The sequence below is a fragment of the Mesorhizobium sangaii genome (assembly GCF_014207355.1).
Classification (GTDB): Bacteria; Pseudomonadota; Alphaproteobacteria; order Rhizobiales; family Rhizobiaceae; genus Mesorhizobium; species Mesorhizobium sangaii.
Genome location: NZ_JACHEF010000001.1, coordinates 1881143 through 1900979, shown reverse-complemented (window position 1 = coordinate 1900979; position 19837 = coordinate 1881143). Strand labels below are relative to the sequence as shown.

The window sequence follows — 19837 nt, the reverse complement described above, 5'->3', positions numbered from 1 at the left end:
CTTCCCCATTTCCGGCGCAAACATGCGATAAGTCAGGCTTTGGCCATGGAGGACAACATGCGTCTGCAGCACATCTTGATCCCCGCCGCGCTCGTTTCGCTGGTCGCGGCTTCAGCTTATTCGGAAGAAACCGACCGCTACCGGCTGGAAAAATCTGACAACGGCTTTGTCCGCATGGATACGCAGACCGGTGCGATGTCGATCTGCGAGGAACGCTCCGGCCAGCTTGTCTGCAAGATGGCGGCCGACGAGCGCGCCGCTTTCCAGGATGAGGTCGACCGCCTCCAGACCTCGATGAAGGCGATGGACGAGCGCGTCACCAAGCTCGAGAATTCGCTCTCCGCCCGCCTCGAATCGCAATTGCCGAGTGAGGAGGATTTCAACAAGACGATGAGCTACATGGAGCGTTTCCTGCGCAGTTTCATGGGCATCGTCAAGGATATGGACAAGGACAACGGCGCCCAGCTCAACTCGCAGAAAACCTGAGCGCTCGAAACAGGGAAAACGCGGCGCGCTGGCTTTGCCGCTTGAAAACAGCGCGCAGCCCCTCATAATCGTCCAACTGGTCCCGCAAAGAGCTAAAAAATCATCGGGATTCGGGGAGGGATATTTGCCGTCAGGCTATTCTTTCGTCATCGCCGACGATCACCCGCTGTTTCGCGGTGCGCTGCGCGAAGCGCTTGCCGGCATCGGCAATGTCGCGGCAATCCACGAGGCCGGTGATTTCGAGAGCGCCAAGGCGCTGGTCGTGGCCAACGAGGATGTCGATCTGGTGCTGCTCGATCTGTCGATGCCGGGCGCCAGCGGCCTTTCCGGCCTTATCTCGCTGCGTGGCATCCATCCGGCGGTGCCGCTGGTCGTGGTCTCGGCGCATGACGATCCGGCAACCATCAGGCGGGCGCTCGATCTCGGCGCTTCCGGCTTCATCTCCAAGTCGGCCAGTATGGAGGAGATCCGCGACGCCGTGCAGTTGGTGCTTGCCGGCGACATCGCCGCGCCCGTCGGCATCGATCTCGGCGTCGAGCGCGATCCCGAGATTTCCGACCTGATCAAGCGCCTGCAAGCGCTGACCCCGCAGCAGACCCGCGTGCTCGGCATGCTGGCCGAGGGCCTGCTCAACAAGCAGATCGCCTATGAGCTCGGGGTCTCCGAGGCGACGATCAAGGCGCATGTCTCGGCCATCCTGCAGAAGCTCGGCGTCGACAGCCGCACCCAGGCAGTGATCCTGCTGTCCAAGATCGGCAGCGACCCGCTGCAGCCGGCCGGCTGACACGCGGGTCTCGTCGGAATCGTCATTCGGCGGCCGATGCCAGCGGCCTGACCCTTGCCATCATCGAACGCAGCACAGCCGGTTTCAGCGGCTTGTTGATCACCGGAATCTCGAGCTCGCCCGCGGCCGTGCGCACCTCGTTGGAGCGGTCGGCGGTGACCAGCACGGCCGGCAGGGCGTCGCCATGGATCGCGCGCAACCTGACGATGATGTCGAGGCCGGTTTCACCGTCGAGATGGTAGTCGGCAAGGACGATGTCCGGGCGGTGCATCGTGGCGCTCGCCAGATCCCGCGAGCCGGACACAGTGTCGACATTGCAGCCCCAGCCCTCGAGCAGGAGCCGCATGCCTTCGAGGATGCGGGCATCGTTGTCGATGCAGAGCACATGCAGCCCGGCCAGCGAAGCTGTCGCGCGGGCAGGGGCCCTGGTTTCGATCTCGCGTCGCGGCTCCTGCACGGCGGCGACCGGCAGGATGACGGAGAAGCGCGTACCCTTGCCGGGATTGGAAAAGATCCGGATCTCCAGGCGCAACACCCGGGCGATACGATCGACGATCGAAAGGCCGAGACCCAGTCCCTCTGCTTCGCGCGCGCCTTCGTCCAGCCGGGTGAATTCGTGAAAGACGGTATTCAGTTCGTCGCCGGCAATGCCGATGCCGGTGTCGATCACCTGGATTTCTGCCAGGTCGCCGCGCCGGCGAACGCCAACCAGCACACGGCCGTGGCGCGTGTATTTGATGGCGTTGGAGACGAGATTCTGGATCAGGCGGCGCAGCAGGTTGCGGTCCGTCATCACGGTCAGCGACGACGGCATGATCGTCAGGCCGAGTTTCTTTTCGGCGGCCAACGGTCGAAAATCATTGCCGATCTGGCGCAGCAATCCGTCGAGGTTGAAGGCGGTGTCGTCCGGCTTCATGGCACCGGCATCGAGGCGGGAGATGTCGAGCACGGCGCCAAGAATGGTCTCGACCGATTCCAGCGCGGATTCGATGTTGACCGCTGCCTTGCCGGCGGGCCCCTTGCCGGCCTTCTCGATCAGCGACGAGCAATAGAGCCGGGCGGCGTTCAGCGGCTGCAGGATGTCGTGGCCGGCGGCGGCTAGGAAGCGCGTCTTACCGAGATTGGCCTCTTCGGCCAGCATCTGCGCCTGCGCCAGCTCCTCGTTGACGCGGGTCAGCTCGATGGTGCGGGTCTTGACGCGCTGCTCCAGCGATTCATTCGCGCGCTTCAGCGCTAGGTCCTGTTCGACGCGTCCGGAAATGTCGGCATAAGTGGCGACGATGCCGCCGTCTGGCATCGGGTTGGAACGCAGCTCCAGGATGCGGCCGCTGGTCTTCAATTCCATCTGCCACGGGCTGACGAAGCTGGTCAGCCGGTTGAGCATGGCCACACGCTGGTCGGCTGGAATGTCGCCGCGCTCGGCAAGATGGCGCAGGATGCGGTCGAGCGAGACGCCGACCTGGCCCATCTCGTCGGGCAGGTCGAACAGCGCCCGGTACTGGCGGTTCCAGCAGATCAGGCGGAAATCGCGGTCGAAGACGGTGATGCCTTGCTCCATCTGGTCGAGCGCGATCTGCAAGAGGTCGCGATTGTGCTGCAGCGCCTCGGTGGCGTCGTCGAGCAGCCGGAAGGCATCCCTGGATTCGCGGTCGTGGCGCCGAAACAGCAGCGACAGGATCAGCCGCGCCGAGGATGAGCCGACGGCGCTGGCCAGCAACTGTTCGGAAAAGCGGATGACGTCCATGCTCGCCTGCTCCTTGCCGTGCAGCGAGGCGCCGTTGGTCTTTTCGAACGACTGGAAGGAGCGCTCGGTGCGCTCGACGCCGAGATAGCGCGAGATCGTGTCCTTGAGGTCGTTGACGGTGATGGCGGTGCGGAAGCGGCGTAGGCTGGGCATCGGCCCGGCATCGCGGGGCACGAAGATCGAGGCCTGGATGCGTTCCAATGGCACCGACGCGCGCGACAGGGAGCCGAGCACGAAGAACACCGCGTTGATCGACAGGCTCCACAACACACCGTGGTTCAGCGGTTCGGCGACTGTGCCGAACAGCGCCTGTGGCCGCAGCGCCTCGAAACCGAACAGCCCGTGCGCGATGATGTCGGTGTCGGGTGCGGCAAGCGATGGAAGCAGCAGCGTGTAGCCCCAGACGAGGATGCCGGCGACCATGCCGAGTGCAGCACCCCGTCCATTGGCGCCACGCCAGATCAACCCGCCGATCAGTGCGGGCGCGAACTGGGCAATGGCCGCGAACGACATCAGGCCGATCGACGACAGGCGCGCGCTGTTGGTGCTCTCGCGGTAGTAGAGGAAGGCGATGAACAGCAGGATGAAGATCGCCCCGCGCCGCACATTGAGGATCAGCGTCGACCAGTCTTCGTTTTCGGAGGTCGAGGTCTTGAGCAGGCGACGCACGAACAGCGGAATGACGAGGTCGTTGGAGATCATGATCGACAGCGCCACGCTTTCGACGATCACCATGGCCGTTGCCGCCGAAAGGCCGCCGATGAAGGCTGCCATCGCCAGCAGGTCATGGCCGCTGAACAAAGGCAGCGACAGCACATAGAGATCGCTGCTGGTCCCGGTGCCGACCAGCGATAGGCCGGCAAAGGCGATCGGCAGCACGAACAAATTGATTGCCACCAGATAGAGCGGAAACACCCATGTCGCGGTGCGTAACTCGGCCTCGCCGCGGTTCTCGACGATGGTGACGTAGAATTGTCGCGGCAGCATGATGATGGCAAAGCCGCTCAGGCAAGTCAGCACCAGCCATGTGGCAAGCGAGGTGTTGTAGCCCATTGCCTGCCGCACCTGTGCGTTCTGCGCCAACTTGTCGAACATGTCGCCCGGCCCGCCGAAAATCAGGAAGGTGACCATCAGGCCGATCGCCAGGAAAGCGGCGAGCTTGACCACGGTCTCGACTGCAACTGCCAGCACCAGCCCATCCTGGTGTTCGGTGGCATCGGCATGGCGGGTGCCGAACAGCACCGCAAACAGCGCCAGCAGCATGGCGACGACCAGCGAGATGTCGCTGACGAACGGATCGAAAGAGGGTGGCGAGCCGGTGTAATGCTCGACCATCAGGCTGACCGAACCGGAGATCGCCTTCAACTGCAGTGCGATATAGGGCACCGCGCCGATGGTCGCGATCAGCGTCGCGATCGCCGAGACCGTGAAGCTCTTGCCATAGCGGGCGCCGAGGAAGTCGGCGATCGAGGTGATCTTCTCAGTCTTGGCCAGCCGCACGATGCGGTTGAGCAGCGGAAACCCGAACACGAACACCAGCACTGGGCCGGTATAGATGCCGAGGAATTCGAGGCCGCGCTCGGAGGAGAGGCCGACCGAGCCGAAGAAGGTCCAGGACGTGCAGTAGATGGCAAGGCTGAGCGCGTAGATGAACGGCCGCGCCCGGCTCGGCCCGGATATCGCCGAGCGGCGGTCGCCCAGGCTGGCGATGGCGAACAGCAGCGTCACATAGGCGATCGCGATGATGACGATGAACAAGCCCTGCACGCTTGGAATTTCCTCCTTGCCGTCTTTTTATCCTGCTTGTCCGAACGCAACCACAGCTTCGCGTCCGAGTCCATCGCGGCTTTGGAAGCATGGTAGCGACATTCAGACAACAACCAAGCTGACGCCCGAGGTTCCGCCAGGTAGGGAGAAACCGGTTGCTTTCTCTCTTTTGCCCATGTTGCAACCCCAGGTTTTTGTTATGTTGCCCTCAGGTCGATGCCGCAAGGACGGAACGGCAGAGCGGCCGGTCATGACAAGGAGGGTCGAATGCTGAAGGAATTCCAGGAATTCATTTCCAAAGGCAATGTGATAGACCTTGCGGTCGGCGTCATCATCGGCGCGGCCTTCGGAAAGATCGTCACTTCGCTGGTCGACGACGTCATCATGCCGATCGTCGGTGCGATCTTCGGCGGACTGGACTTCAACAACTATTTCTTTGGACTGTCCTCGGCAGTCAACGCCACCGCGCTGGCGGACGCCAAAAAGCAAGGCGCTGTCTTCGCCTATGGCAGCTTCATCACCGCGGTACTGAACTTCCTCATCCTTGCTTTCATCATCTTCCTCATGGTCAAGGCGGTGAACAACCTGCGCAGGCGGCTTGAGGCCGAGAAGCCTGCGGCACCTGCCGCGCCGCCGCCCGCCGACGTTGCACTCCTGACCGAAATTCGCGACCTGCTCGCCAAGCGCTAACCTCTCGGGCAGCTTTGCTGGACCAAAACCCCGGTCGTTTGCGGCCGGGTTTTCTGTTTTCGCATCTGGTATGGAGCGCTGATTGACGCTCGAGATTGGAACGAACCCGCCATGACCTTGATCGACAGCTTGCGCGCGGAAGCCCGTGCCGCGCCGGAAAGCGGCATTGTCGCCGTCGTCAATTACGGCCGCCTGCGCGAGGGCATGATCCCGCTCTGGGCCGGTGAGGGCGACCTGCCGACGCCCGCTTTCATCACCGATGCCGCGTCAAAGGCGCTGGCCGGCGGCGAAACGTTCTACACCTGGCAAAGAGGCATCCCCGATCTCAGGCAGGCGCTTTCCCGCTACTATGCCAGGCATTTCGGCAAGACCTTCCCCGAGGAACAGTTCATCGTCACCGGGTCCGGCATGCATGCCATTCAGCTGGCTCTCGACGCGCTCGCCGGCGCCGGCGACGAGGTTGTCTATCTGTCGCCGGCCTGGCCGAATTTCGACGCTGCCGCGGCGATTTCGGGAGCCGTTCCGGTGCCGGTCACGCTCGATCACTCCGGCAATGGCTGGTCTTGCGACGTCGAGAAGATCGCGGCGGCGATCACGCCGCGCACCAAGGCGCTGTTCATCAACACGCCGTCGAACCCGACCGGCTGGACCGCCGACCACGAGACCTTGCAGGCGATCCTCGATCTCGCCCGTGCCAAAAATCTCTGGATCATCGCCGACGAGATCTATGCGCTGTTCCACTACGGCCATGGCCGTGCGCCCTCCTTCCTCGACATCGCGACGGCTGAAGACCGCATCCTGTTCGTCAACAGTTTTTCCAAGAACTGGGCGATGACCGGCTGGCGCGTCGGCTGGATCAAGACCCATCCGGCCTTGCAGCAGGTGTTCGAGAACCTGATCCAGTATTCCAACTCGGGCGTCGCCCAGTTTATGCAGCGCGGCGCGGTCGCCGCCCTTGATGAGGGTGACGGTTTCATTGCCGAACAGGTCGAGCGGGCGAGGAAGGCCCGGGACCTGGTCTGCGACATTCTGGGTGCCACCGACCGCGCCCGGTTCACCGTGCCGCAAGGCGCGTTCTATCTGTTCTTCACGGTCGACGGCATCACCGATTCACGCACCGCTGCTTTCGACATCGTCGACAAGGCCAATGTCGGCCTGGCGCCCGGCACGGCCTTCGGCCCCGGCGGCGAAGCCTTCCTCAGACTGTGCTTCCACCGCCGCCTCGACCAGGTCGAAGAAGCGGCGCACCGGCTGGCGAAGTGGATGAAGACTGTTTGAGCCGCTGCCGACGAAGCCCGATTTGAAAATCGCTCCGGCGAGTCAGCTGGCGTGGGTTTCGAGAACCGGAGCGCAGCGGACATTTGGGTCCGTGAGCATCGGAAGCGAAGAAACTCGCGTTAGATGGCCGTCAGAGTAGAGTTTTAAACGGACTTCAGCCGCCTGACTTGGGCACCAGCAGCGGAATGACCCGGTCGCTCTTGGCGACGGAGGGGCGGCCGGCGGATCCGTACGGTATGCCCAGCGCATCCCAGGTCTCGACCAGCGCGTCCTGCAGTTCGGCGATCAGCGCGTCGGAATGGAACGGCGTCGGCGTGATGCGCAGCCGCTCCGTGCCGCGCGGCACGGTCGGATAGTTGATCGGCTGGATGTAGATGCCGTGCACGCCAAGCAGGCGGTCGCTCGCCATCTTGCAGAGTTCCGGATCGCCGACCAGCAGCGGCACGATATGCGTCGGCGACTCCATCACCGGCAGGCCGGCGGCCGAGAGGATCTGCTTGGTTCGCGTCGCCTGCCGCTGCTGCGCGTCGCGCTCGGCCTGCGAGCGCTTGAGATGGCGGATCGAGGTGGTCGCGGCGGCGGCGATCGCCGGCGGCAGTGCCGTGGTGAAGATGAAGCCCGGCGCATAGGAGCGCACGGCGTCGATGACAGCACTGGTGCCGGTTATGTAGCCGCCCAGCGTGCCGAACGCCTTGGCCAGCGTGCCTTCGATGATGTCGATGCGATCGGCCAGGCCTTCGCGCTCGGTGATGCCGCCGCCGCGCGATCCATACATGCCGACGGCATGGACCTCGTCGATATAGGTCATGGCGTTGTGGCGCTCGGCGAGCTCGACGATCTGCTTGATCGGCGCGATGTCGCCATCCATCGAATAGACGCTTTCGAAGACGATCAGCTTGGCGCGTTCGCGGCCCGCCGCCTGCAGCAGGCTTTCCAGATGCGCGACGTCATTGTGACGGAAGATCTTCTTTTCCGCACCCGAGCGCCGTACGCCTTCGATCATCGAAGCGTGGTTAAGCTCATCCGAGATGATCAGGCAATTGGGCAAAAGCCGTGCGATGGTCGAGATCGACGCTTCGTTGGAGACGAAGCCGGAGGTGAAGACGAGGGCCGCTTCCTTGTCGTGCAGGTCGGCAAGCTCCAGCTCGAGCTCGACCAGCGGGTTGCTGGTGCCGGAAATGTTGCGGGTGCCGCCGGCGCCAGAGCCCATCTTGCCCGCCGCATTCTGGAACGCCGCGATGACATCGGGATGCTGGCCCATGCCGAGATAGTCGTTGGAGCACCAGACGGTGATTTCCTCGGCGCGGCCATTGGAACGCCAGATGGCGCGCGGAAACTTGCCTGCAATACGCTCGAGGTCGGCGAAGACGCGGTAGCGACGCTCGGCATGGAGCTGATCGATCGCTTCCTCGAAGAACCGCTGATAGTTCATGTCGACTTCCCAATTTTGCGCGGGATCATAATCATTGCCCTATTGGTCGTCCACCGGGCCAATTTGGTCAAAATGCCACGCCCCGGACCTGTTCCTAACGACCACGGATCGTGGCCTATTCCCTTGATGTGGATCAACTTTGTTTCAGGACGATGCCTTGAGCCGGAGAGACTGTTACTGATTTAACATTCTGGTCTTGTATGGCCCTGCGGCAAGCTTTCCAATAAGGCGGCTTTTGAGACAGTTTCCGATAAATCTTGAGATGCGAGGATGCGGATGACGGTTTTGGTGACAGGCGGTGCCGGTTATATCGGCAGCCATATGGTCTGGGAGTTGCTGGATGCCGGCGAGAGCGTGGTCGTTCTCGACCGCCTTTCGACCGGCTTCGAATGGGCGGTGGCGCCCGAGGCAAAGCTGGTCGTTGGCGATGTCGCCGACAAGGAATTGGTCGGCTCGATCATCAGGGACAACAAGGTCGACGCGATCATCCATTTCGCCGGTTCCATCGTGGTCCCGGAATCGGTCGCCGACCCGCTAGCCTATTACGAGAACAACACCTGCAAGACGCGCACGCTGATCGAAACCGCGGTGCGCGAGGGCGTGCCCAATTTCATCTTCTCCTCGACCGCCGCCGTCTATGGCGGCGCTGGACTGGAGCCGGTGCGCGAAGATGCCCGCCTGGCGCCGGAATCGCCCTATGGCCTGTCCAAGCTGATGAGCGAATGGATGCTGCGCGATGCGGCAATCGCGCATGGGCTCCGCTACACCGCGCTGCGCTACTTCAACGTCGCCGGCGCCGACCCGAAGGGCCGCACCGGCCAGTCGACGCCGGGCGCTACCCATCTGATCAAGGTCGCTTGCGAAACGGCGCTCGGCAAACGCCCCTTCATGCAGGTGTTCGGCACCGACTACCCGACGCCGGACGGCACCTGCATGCGCGACTATATCCATGTCAGCGATCTGGCGGCGGCGCATCGCCTCGCCCTGCAGCGGCTGCGCGACGGCGGCGCAAGCCTCGTCGCCAATTGCGGCTACAGCCATGGCTATTCGGTGCTCGAGGTCATCGACAGCGTGCGCCGCGCCTTCGGCCATGATTTCGAGGTGAAGATGGGCGCTCGCCGTCCCGGCGACGCCGCGGCGGTGGTCGCCAATTCGGATCTCGCCCGCGCCGAACTCGGCTGGACCCCGCAACGCGACGATCTCGACCAGATCGTCGCCGACGCTCTCGCCTGGGAGCGCATTCTGACCGGCAAGAACTCCGCACGGGGCTGAGCCGGGCTCTCCCCAGGGCTCGCAAGGCGCCCAGCAAAGCGCTATTGAAGGCATTCGCGGGAGGGCGCTGCGCCGCGAAGAGCTTTGGGGGATGGCATGAAAATAACGGTGCTTGGGGCCGGCGTTGTCGGTACGGCGGCCGCCTATTATCTGGCCAGCGACGGCCACGAGGTCACCGTCATCGAGCGCCATCCGGCGCCGGCGCGCGGCACCAGCCAGTCGAATGCCGGCCTGGTATCGCCGGGCGACGCCACCGCCTGGGCCTCTCCGGCGGCGCTGAAGACCTTTCTGCGCGCGCTCTACAACCATGATCTCGGCATCAAGGTGCGGCTGCGCTTCGATCCCTATTTCCTCGCCTGGAGCCTGCGCTTCCTGCGCCAGTGCACGAAAGAGCGCTTGCGCGCCAACAGCCGGGTCAAGCTGCGCCTGGCGCTCTATTCCCGCGACTGCATCAACGCTATCTCCGCCGATACCGGGATCGGCTATGACGAGCGCAAGAAGGGCATCCTCTATTTCTTTCGCTCGCAGCACAGTCTCGACACAGGCACCGACAATTACCGCTATCTGGCCGAGCATGGCCTGCCGATCGAGATCGTTGGCCGCGACCGGCTGATCGAGCTTGAACCAGGTCTTGCCGGTGTGAAGGAAAAGATCGCCGGCGGCGTCTATTCGCCGATCGATCAGACCGGCGATTCCCGGCAGTTCGTGGAAAAGCTCGCCGCCTACGCCGCCGAGAAGCTCGATGTGAAATTTCTCTACGGCACGACGGTCGAAGGCCTGGACATCGATGGTGACCGGGTGCGTGCGGTGATGACCTCGGCCGGTCCGATTGTCGGCGATGCCGTGGTCATCTCGATGGGACCGGAGAGCGGCTTGCTTGGCCGCCGCTACGGCATCGACCTGCCAGTCTATCCGGTGAAGGGTTATACCGCGACGATTCCCTTGGAGGACGAGAGCAAGGGTCCGACCATGGGCGGTGCCGACGAGGACCAGCTGATTGCCTATTCCAGGTTGGGCAACCGGCTGCGGCTCGCCTCAACCGCCGAATTCACCGGCTTCGACCGCACCCACAGGCCAAGCGACTTCGCCGCCATGTTCAGGACGGGCAAGGATCTCTTCCCCGGTGCATTCGACGAGAAGAAAGCCGAACTCTGGGCTGGGCTGCGGCCGATGATGCCGAACTCAGTGCCGGTCATCGGCCAGGCGCGCTACAAGAACCTCTATCTCGACACCGGCCACGGTCATGTCGGCTGGACCATGGCTTGCGGCTCGGGGAAATTCCTTGCCGACCTGGTCGCCGGCCGTAAGCCGGAGATCGACCCGCAGGGACTGGTCTACGGAGGCTAGGAATGTCCGGACCGCAAGTCGCCATCGACCTTGGCCGCATCGAGCGCAACACGCGCACGATCGTCGAGCGCTGCGCACTGTCGGGCATCAAGGTGTTCGGCGTCACCAAGGGCACCTGCGGCATGCCGCAAGTGGCGCGCGCCATGCTGCGCGGCGGCGTCGCAGGCATCGCCGAGTCGCGTTTCGAAAACATCCGCCGGCTGCGTGACAGCGGCATCAACGCGCCGATCATGCTTCTGCGCAGTCCGCCGATGGCGCGCGTCGAGGAAGTGGTGCGCACCGTCGACATCAGCCTGCAGTCGGAACTGACAATCATCCGCGAGATTTCACGCATCGCCGAGCGCATGGGCCGCGTCCACGACATCATGCTGATGATCGACCTCGGCGATCTCCGCGAAGGCATCTGGCCGAACGATCTTATTCCCACAGTCGAACAGATCCTGCAATTCAAGGGCGTGCGCATCGCAGGCATCGGCACCAATCTCGGCTGTTTCGGCGCCATTATGCCGACCGAGGAAAATCTCGGCCAGCTCGTCGCCCACGCCTACAAGACCGAGCGCTTGTCCGGCAAAAGCCTCGACTGGATCTCGGGCGGCGCCTCGTCGTCGCTGCCGCTGCTGCTCGAAGGCAAGCTGCCGGCCGGCATCAACAATCTGCGCGTCGGCGAAGCGATCCTGCAAGGCGGAGTCGAAACCTTCCGCGATGTGCCGTGGGCTGAACTCGAACCCGACGCCTGCCGCCTGACCAGCGACATCATCGAGGTCAAGCTCAAACCATCGCGGCCGATCGGGCAATCCGGCTACGACGCCTTCGGCAACCAGCCGGTCTTCCCCGACGAGGGCGACAGGCTGCGCGCCATCGCCAATATTGGCCGTGAGGATGTGCTGGTCGAAGGACTGACGCCGATCGCCAAGGGGGTGCGGGTGCTAGGCGCCTCGAGCGACCATCTGCTGTTGGATGTGGCCGACGCCGATCCGCCGCCCGCCGTTGGCGACCGCGTCGCCTTCCGCATGAGCTATGGCGCCATGCTGCTGGCGATGACCTCGGAATATGTCGAAAAGGCCCCGATGCACGATGTCGAGGACTTTTCCGGCCGCAAGATGGTGTCGATATTGGCGGAACAGGGCGCTGCCGGCATCCTGGCCCGGGAGGGTACCGGCGCGCGGCTGGAAGCGATGAATTTCGATGTCGTCGAACTGGCCGATATCGAGCGGCCGCCATCGGGGCTGATCCGGCTGGCCGCCGGCGTCGACCGCCGCATCGCGCACAAGGCGCTGACCGCAACGGCGCGCGCGACGCACTCCTTCGGCCTGATCTGGATCGATTCCATCGCCGCCCTGATGCCGGAGGACGAGGACGGCATCGACCTGCCGGAAGGCTCGGTGCTGGCGCGCGCGCTCGGCCTCGACCACAAGGCGGGCGCACTGCAGCCGCAGCTGTCACCGGAAAATGTCGTCATCATCGGCCTGCGTCACGCCGATCCGGCGGAAGTGCGGGTGCTCAAGGATTCGCGCGTCTCGGCCTTCACCATGACCGACATCGACGCCATGGGCATGCGCGACCTGATGCACGAAGCGATCCGCATCGCCACATCAGGCACGCAGGGGTTTCATGTCAGCTATTCGCCCGATGTCACCGAATTCGCGGGCTGGGCGGCAGGTTCCGGAGGCCTCACCGTGCGCGAAACCCATCAGGCGATGGAGGCGATCGCGCTCTCCGGCGGGCTGTTGTCGATGGATGTTTCGGGCCTGACCGCGGATCTTGAGCCTCGGATCGGCACCGACACGGTCAACTTCGTCATGTCGGCCTTCGGCAAGCGGATATTGTGATCAGCATTGCGCTTCGACTGCCGCGCGCCATGCGCTGACGTAGTCGACCCAGGCTGGATCGGTCGGCGGCTCCATTCTTTCGCCTTGGCCCTGGGCCGTTGCCCGGTCCGTTGCCAGCAATGCGGCGCCGATGCTGGTGCCGGTGGCGGCCTCCGACGCGACAACGGCGCGCGCCGTGCTTGCCGCCAACATGCCGACGAAGAGCCGGTTGCGGGCAAAGGGCCCCTCGACCGTGGTCGGGCCGTCGGCGCCGATCAGGTCGAGGCAGGTCGCCGTCATCAGCGCCAGATAGAACGAGATGGCGGCAAAGCGCTGGCCGTTGCTCATGCCGTCAGTGTTGAGCCATGTCGCGGCATGATGCGGGAACGGCCCCGACCCTTGCTGGGTCGAAGGCAGCAGCAATGTTTTTCGCGCCAGCACGGCGCCGACATCATCTTCGGTCCAGTTGTCCGGCTGGCCTTCCGTCAGAACGGAAAACTCGCGGCCGCCCATGAACCGCGCCGAGGGAACGGGATCGCCCAACGCGCTAACGTTGACCAGCGTGTCGCGCGCCGCGTCCAGCACGATCTGTTTGCCGCCGACCGCCATCGACACCACCCAGGTGCCGGTCGAGACCACGGAGAAGGGTGGCGCGTCGGACAGAAGATGCGGCAGCAGTGACGCGTTGGAATCGTGCAGGCCGCAGAACACCGGCGTCTGCGGAGCGAGCCCGGTTCGCGCTGCGAGCGCAGGCAGGATCGGGCCGAGGCGGTCTTTGGCTGGCCGCACAGGCGCCATCAGCTCGTGCCAACCCAGGCGATCGACCAGCGACGAAAAATCCGCTGTCCACGGGCTCCACAGATCGGTGTGGCAGCCGAGTGAGGTCACCTCGTTGGCGGCGACGCCGGTCAGGCGCAGCGCCCAGTATTGCGGATACATCAGCATGGCGGCGGCCTTGGCGAACTCCGCCGGGAAGCTTTTCTGCTGCCAGAAGAATTGCGCACCGAGATTGAGGCCGAGACACAGCCGCGGCGTGCCGGTCTCGGCAAAGGGTGGGCGGATCGCGTCATAGTCCGCTGCCATCCTGTCGGGGCCGTCGAATTCATAGTCAAGCACTGGCAGCACCAGTTCGCCCGCGGCGTCGACCAGCACGCCCGTCGCACCATGGGTGGTGATCGATATCGCGTCGATACGGTGTTCGCGGTTGAGGCTAGCAAGGCTGTCGAGGATGAACGTCCACAACGCCTCGATATCGTGATGCGGGTAGGGCGCCTGCTGCACCGGCGCATTGGCCATGCGGCGCAGCGCGACCTCGCTCAATGTGGCCAAGTCGACCAGCGCCACCTTGGCATTGGTCTTGCCGATATCGATGACGGCGACGTGGCGGAGTGCGCTCATGCCATATGGAACACGGTTTCCAGCGGCACGGCCACCGGCTCGTTGTCCGGCTTGGTCTCCATGATATCGGCCATGTGAGCCCACCAGCGCTGCATTACCGGATGCTTCGGTAGATCGTCCATGCCATGGCCGTCTCGCCGCCACAGCACGCCAAACAGGATGTTGGTCTCTTCGTCGAGGTGGATCGAGTAATCGGAAACGCCGGCCTGCTTCAGGAGAGCGACCAGTGACGGCCAGATCTCGTCGTGGCGCTTCTTGTACTCAGCCTTCATGCCCGGCTTGAGCTTCATCTTGAACGCGTATTTCTCGGGCATCACCGTCCTCCGCGCAGCCGCCGCCAGACGATCGGCAGCGCGATGACGATGATCAACAGCAGGCCGATGAAGATCGACATGACGATGCCGGGCACGTTGAGCAGGCCAAGCCCGAAGGTCACCAGCCCCATGATGAACGCGGCAAGCACGACGCCCAAAATGCTGCCGGCGCCGCCGAGGATGCTGACCCCGCCAAGCACCACCATGGTGATGACTTCGAGCTCATAGCCCTGAGCGATCGACGGCCGCGTCGAGCCGAGCCGCGAGGTGATCAGCACCGAGGCGATGCCCGACATCAACCCGGTCAGGCAAAACAGGATGAACTTGATGCGGCCGACGCGCACGCCGGAAAACTGCGCCGCGACCGGATTGTTGCCGATGGCAAAGACGCGGCGGCCGAAGCTCGTCCGGTGCAGCACGAGCCAGTAGACAATAGCCGCGACGAGGAACAGCACCAGTTCGAACGATACCACCCACCACACATAGCCCTGGCCGAAGAAGGCGAAGCTCTCGGGGTAACCCTTGTAGGCCTGGTCGCCGAGGATGATGAAGGCAATACCGCGAAACAGGCTCATCGTGCCAATGGTAACGACGATCGACGGCAATCCCAGCCGTGTGACCAGCAAACCGTTGAAAGCGCCGCAGCCGAGCCCGACGACGATACCGATCAGCACCAGCACCGGCGTGCCGGCGCCCGCCTGCACGGCCATGCCCATCATCGTCGACGCCAGCGCGATGATGGCGGCGACCGAGAGATCAATCTCGCCGGAAATGATCAGCAGCGCCATGGCGAAGGCGATCAGACCCTTCTCGGTGAAGTTGAAGGTGAGATCCGACAACGAATAGGGATCGAGAAAATAGGGCGAGGCGAAGCTGTTGATGGCGAAGATGGCGACAGCCACCACGACCAGCAGTGCTTCCCAGGAGAAGATCGCCGAACTCAGCGGTTTGTCGAGCCGGTCGGGAATGTGGCGCGGGGCAGGGATGTCGGTCATGTCACCGCCTCCACCTTTTTGAGGATGATGCGACCCTGCTGGCGTTCGCCGCGCGCGTTGAGCACGACGGCAAGGATGATGGCGCTGCCCGAAATCGCCATTTGCCAGAAGGGCGAGATGTTGATGACCGGCAGCGCGTTGGAGATGATGCCGAGGAACAACGCGCCGAGCACCGCGCCGCCGACCGAGCCGATGCCGCCGGCGATCGAAATGCCGCCGATGACGCAGGCGGCAATGATGTTGAGCTCATAGCCATTGGCGACCTCGACCGAGGCGATCACATAGCGCGATATCCAGAGGTAACCGGAAAGGCCGCCGATCATGCCGGAGATGCAAAAGACAATGAATTTCGTCCGGCCGACATCGATGCCGGCATAGACCGATGCCGTCGGGTTGACGCCGATCGCGTAGATCGAGCGGCCGAGTGCTGTGCGCGTCATCAGGACGAAGAACAGCGCGATCACCAGAATGGCGATCCACGACAGCACCGGAATACCGAGGAAGGCGGCACGCTGAAAGCCGATGAAGTCGGGGCTCATCTTGTCGGCATTGACCCAGGCACCGCCCGACAGGACGAAAGTGGCGCCGCGATAGATGGTCAGCGTGCCCAATGTCACCACGATCGAGGGCATGTTTAGCCGCCAGACCAGCAGGCCGTTGATGGCGCCGAGCACCAGGCCAACGACCAGTGCAATGACGATCAGCAGCGGGATCGGGATTGCCGGGTGCGCGGCGTTCAGCATCGCCACCACCATGCCGGTGAAGCACAGGTTGGACGCCATCGACAGGTCGATCGACCGGGTCAGGATGACGACCATCTGGCCGAGCGCCAGGATCATCAGGATCGAGGTGTCGTTGAACACCTGGCGCAGATTGCCGGGATCGGCAAAGGCCGGGAAACGGGTCGAGATCAGTCCGACCAGCACGGCGATTGCCGCAAGCAGCCAGATTTCGCGGTATTTGAGCAAGGCTTTCATGCCGCGATCCCCGCTGCCGACCTGACCAGCGTCTCGGCGTCCAGTTCCTTGTTGTCGTAGACCGCCGCAACGAGACCCTCGCGCATGACGACGACGCGGTCGGACATGCCGAGGATTTCGGGCAATTCGGACGACACCATGATCACCGAAAGGCCTTGCGCTACCAGCTCGGCCATGAAGCCGTGCACGGCGGCCTTCGAGCCGATGTCGATGCCTTTGGTCGGCTCGTCGAGGATGATCACCTTGGGCGCGGTCGCCAGCCATTTGGCGATGACGATCTTCTGCTGGTTGCCGCCCGACAGCGTGCCGACATCCTGGCTGAGCGAGGAAGCGCGCAGGTCGAGCCGCTCGGTGTAGGAGCGGGCGAGCGCGAACTCTTCCGACAGCCGCAGCAGGCCGGATCTGGAGGTGCGCTTGAGCGAAGGCAGCGAGACGTTCTGGAAGATCGGCAGGCCGATCACCACGCCTTGCTTGCCGCGCTCCTCCGGCACGTAGACGATGCCGGCATCGATCGAATCCGCCGCCGATTTCGGTGCGATCGTCTTGCCTTCCAGCGTGATCGTGCCGCCAGTGGAGCGGGTGATGCCCGAGATCGCTTGCATCACCTCGCTGCGCCCGGCACCGACAAGGCCGTAGAAGCCGAGGATCTCGCCCTTATGCAATTCGAAGCCGATGTCGTTGAACTCGGTCGGGTGCGACAGGCCGGAAACGGAAAGCACCGGCGCGCCGATCTCGGCCTTGCGCTGCGGAAAGATGTGGTCGACGGAGCGGCCGACCATCATGCGCACAATCTGGCTCTGGCCGGCATCCTTGATCAGGCCTTCGCCGACCATCTCGCCATCGCGGAACACCGTGTAGCGGTCTGCAATGCGGTAGATCTCGTCGAACTTGTGGCTGATGAACAGGATCGCCTTGCCTTCGCTCTTGAGGAATTCGATGAGCAGGAAAAGCTCCTCGATCTCCTTCATCGAAAGCGCGGCCGTCGGCTCGTCCATGATGACGATCTGGGCGTCGATCGACATCGCGCGGGCGACTGCGACGAGATGCTTGTTGGCGATGCCCAGGTCCTTCAGCCTTGTGTCGGCGTCGATATGGCCGGCGTGCATGGCATCGAGCACTTCGCGCGCATTTTTGCGCATCGTGCGCCAGTCGATGGTGCCGAAGCGCGTGCGCGGCGCGTGGCCGAGAAAGATGTTTTCAGCCACCGTCAGGTCGTCGAACAGCACGGTTTCCTGATGGATGGCGGTAACGCCATAGCCGAAAGCGGCGTGCGCGCTGGGCAGAGTGACGGCTTGGCCGTCTATGCTGATGGTCCCCGTATCGGGCTGGTAGATGCCGGTCATGATCTTGACCAGCGTCGACTTGCCGGCGCCGTTTTCGCCGATAAGGGCTGTCACCTGGCCCGGATAGAGCGACAGGCTGACATCGTGCAGCGCGCGCACGCCGGGAAAGCTCTTGGAGACGCCGGACAGCGTCAGGCGTGGGGCTGCATTACCCTCCCCCTTGTGGGGAGGGTCGCGAACAATGTGAGCGGGGTGGGTGTTGTCTAGCATATCAAGGTCCTGGTGTGTGGAGATGTCGCCACCCCACCCCGTGTCGCCGATCTTGCTGCGCAAAGCCGGCTCGCCGACCCTCCCCGCAAGGGGGAGGGTGCAAGCGTCCGAGATCAATAGATCTTGGAGAACTTCTCGATGTTGCTCTTGTCGAACTGGAAGGGCGGAGCCATCGCAGCCGAGTTGGTGTCGTCGAGCGTGACCTTGCCGACGCGGCCGATCGACAGTGTGGCGCCCGGCTTGGCCTCTTCCTTCTTCACCGCCAGATCATGGGCGAGGTAGACTGCGGAGTAGCCGAGGTCGATCGGGTTCCACAGCGCAACTGCCTGCGAGGCGCCGTTGTCGATGAACTTCTTGAACTCGGACGGCAGCGCGAGACCGGTGACGTTGACCTTGCCGATCAGCTTCTCGTCGGTCACCACCTGTGCCGCGGCAACGACGCCGACAGTGGTCGGCGCGATGATCGCCTTGAGGTTCGGGTAGGACTTCAGCAGGCCCTTGGCTTCATCCGTGCTCTTGGCCGAATCGTCATCGCCATAGACGGTGGCGACGAGTTTGATCTTGGGGAATTTCTCCGGCAGGATCTTCTTGGCCGCGTCGATCCAGGCGTTCTGGTTGGTCGCGGTGGAAGACGCCGACAGGATGGCGACGTCGCCGCCTTCCGGCAGATAGTCGGCGGCAAGTTTGATGATGGTCTCGCCGATCAGTCCGGTGTCGGACGGGTTGAGGTGAAGCTGGCGGCCTTCCTTGGCGACGCCCGAATCCCAGGAGATGACGGTGATGCCGCGCTCCATGGCCTTCTTCAGGACCGGAACCAGCGCATCGGCGTCATTGGCCGAAATGGCGATGGCGTTGACCTTCTGGGCGATCAGCGAATTGACCACTTCGATCTGCGCCTCGGCGGTCGCCTTGGTCGGGCCGGTGTAGATGATGTCGACATCGCCGAGTTCCTTGGCCGCCTCTTCGGCGCCCTTGTTGGCGGCATCGAAGAAGCCGTTGCCGAGCGACTTCACCACCAGCGCGATCTTGACGTTTTCCGCGTAGGCTGCATTCACGAACATGGCGGCCGAGAACGCCGCCGTCACCATCAATTTCTTCAAAAAGCTCATCGAATATCCTCCCTTGAGCGTTGCATTCCATCGCCGCTGCGGGCGTGAGTTGTTCTCAGGCCTGCAGTGAAGATTCTTCCTTGTTGGTTGCCGACCCGCGGGCGACGATCAGTGTCACCCCGGCGGTCTCGAGCATTTTGGCCTCGCGATCCTCGATGCCGTCGTCGGTGATGACGGTGGCGATGCGCGACAGGCCGCACAGGATCAGGCTGGAGCGTTTGCGGAATTTCGAGGAATCGACCAGCACCACCAACTCGTCGGCCTGGTCGATCAGCTTCTGCTCCGCCTGGATCAACAGCGGGTCGCCTTCCATCAGTCCGAGCGGCCCCAGCCCCTGCGCGCCCATGAACATGCGGCGTGCGTAGAAGTTGCGGGTCACGTCATTGTCGAAGGGCGACAGGATGATGTTCTGTTCGCGGTAGATGGTGCCGCCCGACAGCATGACCGTGTTCTTCGAATGCTTGAGCAGATGCTCGGCGATCGGGAACGAATTGGTGAAAATCGGCATGCGGCGGCCGGTCAGGAAATGCACCATCTGGAAGGTGGTGGTGCCGCCATTGATGATGATCGGTTCGCCGTCCTTGCAAAGCTCGACCGCTTCGCGGGCGATTGCCCGTTTCTGCGCGGCGTTGAGCGTTTCGTTGACGGAAAAGGGCCGGCCGGCAAGGCCGATGAACTGCGGCGGCGAGATCGCCTCGGCGCCGCCGCGCACCCGGCGCAGGCGTTTCTGCACGTGGAGTGCCGCGATGTCGCGCCGGATCGTCGCCTCGGAGGACTCCGTCAGGTCGACCATTTCCTGAACCGTCACCACAGGTTTTTCCTGGACGGCGGACAGAATGATCCTGTGGCGCTCTTTTTCGTGCATGGTTCCTCCCTGCCCAAA

General features: G+C 63.5%; 16 protein-coding genes. 7 read left to right on the top strand and 9 right to left on the bottom strand.

Going from position 1 to position 19837, the window contains the following annotated elements:
* Positions 1-57 precede the first annotated feature (57 nt).
* On the top strand, positions 58-486 hold the full coding sequence (locus HNQ71_RS08930) for a hypothetical protein (RefSeq protein ID WP_184872149.1): 429 nt from the start codon (positions 58-60) through the stop codon (positions 484-486).
* A 124-nt stretch (positions 487-610) separates the two neighbouring features.
* Positions 611-1270, top strand: coding sequence for a response regulator transcription factor (locus HNQ71_RS08925; protein ID WP_184872148.1), 660 nt, complete (start codon positions 611-613; stop codon positions 1268-1270).
* 22 nt (positions 1271-1292) lie between these two features.
* On the opposite strand, the gene HNQ71_RS08920 is transcribed toward HNQ71_RS08925, so the two are convergent.
* Positions 1293-4781 (bottom strand): NahK/ErcS family hybrid sensor histidine kinase/response regulator, encoded by a 3489-nt coding sequence (locus tag HNQ71_RS08920; protein WP_184872147.1) that lies wholly within the window; start codon positions 4779-4781, stop codon positions 1293-1295.
* Positions 4782-5048: 267 nt separating this feature from the next.
* Here HNQ71_RS08920 and mscL point away from each other — a divergent pair, with 267 nt between their 5' ends.
* On the top strand, positions 5049-5471 hold the full coding sequence (gene mscL, locus HNQ71_RS08915) for a large conductance mechanosensitive channel protein MscL (RefSeq protein ID WP_184872146.1): 423 nt from the start codon (positions 5049-5051) through the stop codon (positions 5469-5471).
* 111 nt (positions 5472-5582) lie between these two features.
* Positions 5583-6749 (top strand): pyridoxal phosphate-dependent aminotransferase, encoded by a 1167-nt coding sequence (locus HNQ71_RS08910; RefSeq protein ID WP_184872145.1) that lies wholly within the window; start codon positions 5583-5585, stop codon positions 6747-6749.
* 154 nt (positions 6750-6903) lie between these two features.
* On the opposite strand, the gene hemA is transcribed toward HNQ71_RS08910, so the two are convergent.
* Positions 6904-8181, bottom strand: a complete 1278-nt coding sequence (gene hemA / locus HNQ71_RS08905; protein WP_184872144.1) for a 5-aminolevulinate synthase — start codon at positions 8179-8181, stop codon at positions 6904-6906.
* A gap of 276 nt (positions 8182-8457) precedes the next feature.
* Between hemA and galE the strand changes: the two genes are divergently transcribed.
* From galE to HNQ71_RS08890, 3 genes are all read left to right on the top strand, one after another.
* A complete protein-coding gene (galE, locus tag HNQ71_RS08900) occupies positions 8458-9453 on the top strand; it encodes a UDP-glucose 4-epimerase GalE (RefSeq protein WP_184872143.1) in 996 nt (331 codons plus the stop codon).
* A 96-nt stretch (positions 9454-9549) separates the two neighbouring features.
* Positions 9550-10800, top strand: coding sequence for a D-amino acid dehydrogenase (locus tag HNQ71_RS08895; RefSeq protein WP_184872142.1), 1251 nt, complete (start codon positions 9550-9552; stop codon positions 10798-10800).
* Positions 10801-10802: 2 nt separating this feature from the next.
* The gene (locus tag HNQ71_RS08890) at positions 10803-12629 is read left to right on the top strand and encodes an alanine racemase (RefSeq protein WP_184872141.1); all 1827 of its coding nucleotides are present in this window, start codon (positions 10803-10805) and stop codon (positions 12627-12629) included.
* Here HNQ71_RS08890 and HNQ71_RS08885 read toward each other — a convergent pair whose 3' ends face one another.
* The 7 genes from HNQ71_RS08885 to HNQ71_RS08855 form a co-directional block, all read right to left on the bottom strand.
* The gene (locus tag HNQ71_RS08885; protein ID WP_184872140.1) at positions 12630-14006 is read right to left on the bottom strand and encodes an FGGY-family carbohydrate kinase; all 1377 of its coding nucleotides are present in this window, start codon (positions 14004-14006) and stop codon (positions 12630-12632) included. It abuts the gene before it with no gap.
* Positions 14003-14320, bottom strand: a complete 318-nt coding sequence (gene rhaM, locus HNQ71_RS08880) for an L-rhamnose mutarotase (RefSeq protein WP_184872139.1) — start codon at positions 14318-14320, stop codon at positions 14003-14005. Before rhaM ends, HNQ71_RS08885 begins: the two co-directional genes overlap by 4 nt.
* A complete protein-coding gene (locus HNQ71_RS08875) occupies positions 14320-15315 on the bottom strand; it encodes an ABC transporter permease (RefSeq protein ID WP_184872138.1) in 996 nt (331 codons plus the stop codon). Before HNQ71_RS08875 ends, rhaM begins: the two co-directional genes overlap by 1 nt.
* Positions 15312-16292, bottom strand: a complete 981-nt coding sequence (locus tag HNQ71_RS08870) for an ABC transporter permease (protein ID WP_184872137.1) — start codon at positions 16290-16292, stop codon at positions 15312-15314. Before HNQ71_RS08870 ends, HNQ71_RS08875 begins: the two co-directional genes overlap by 4 nt.
* Complete coding sequence (locus tag HNQ71_RS08865) at positions 16289-17845, bottom strand: sugar ABC transporter ATP-binding protein (RefSeq protein WP_184872136.1); 1557 nt, start codon at positions 17843-17845, stop codon at positions 16289-16291. Before HNQ71_RS08865 ends, HNQ71_RS08870 begins: the two co-directional genes overlap by 4 nt.
* Positions 17846-17958: 113 nt before the next feature.
* Positions 17959-18954: a rhamnose ABC transporter substrate-binding protein gene (rhaS, locus tag HNQ71_RS08860; RefSeq protein WP_184872135.1), complete on the bottom strand. Its 996-nt coding sequence runs from the start codon at positions 18952-18954 to the stop codon at positions 17959-17961.
* 55 nt (positions 18955-19009) lie between these two features.
* A complete protein-coding gene (locus HNQ71_RS08855; RefSeq protein WP_184872134.1) occupies positions 19010-19819 on the bottom strand; it encodes a DeoR/GlpR family DNA-binding transcription regulator in 810 nt (269 codons plus the stop codon).
* Positions 19820-19837 lie beyond the last annotated feature (18 nt).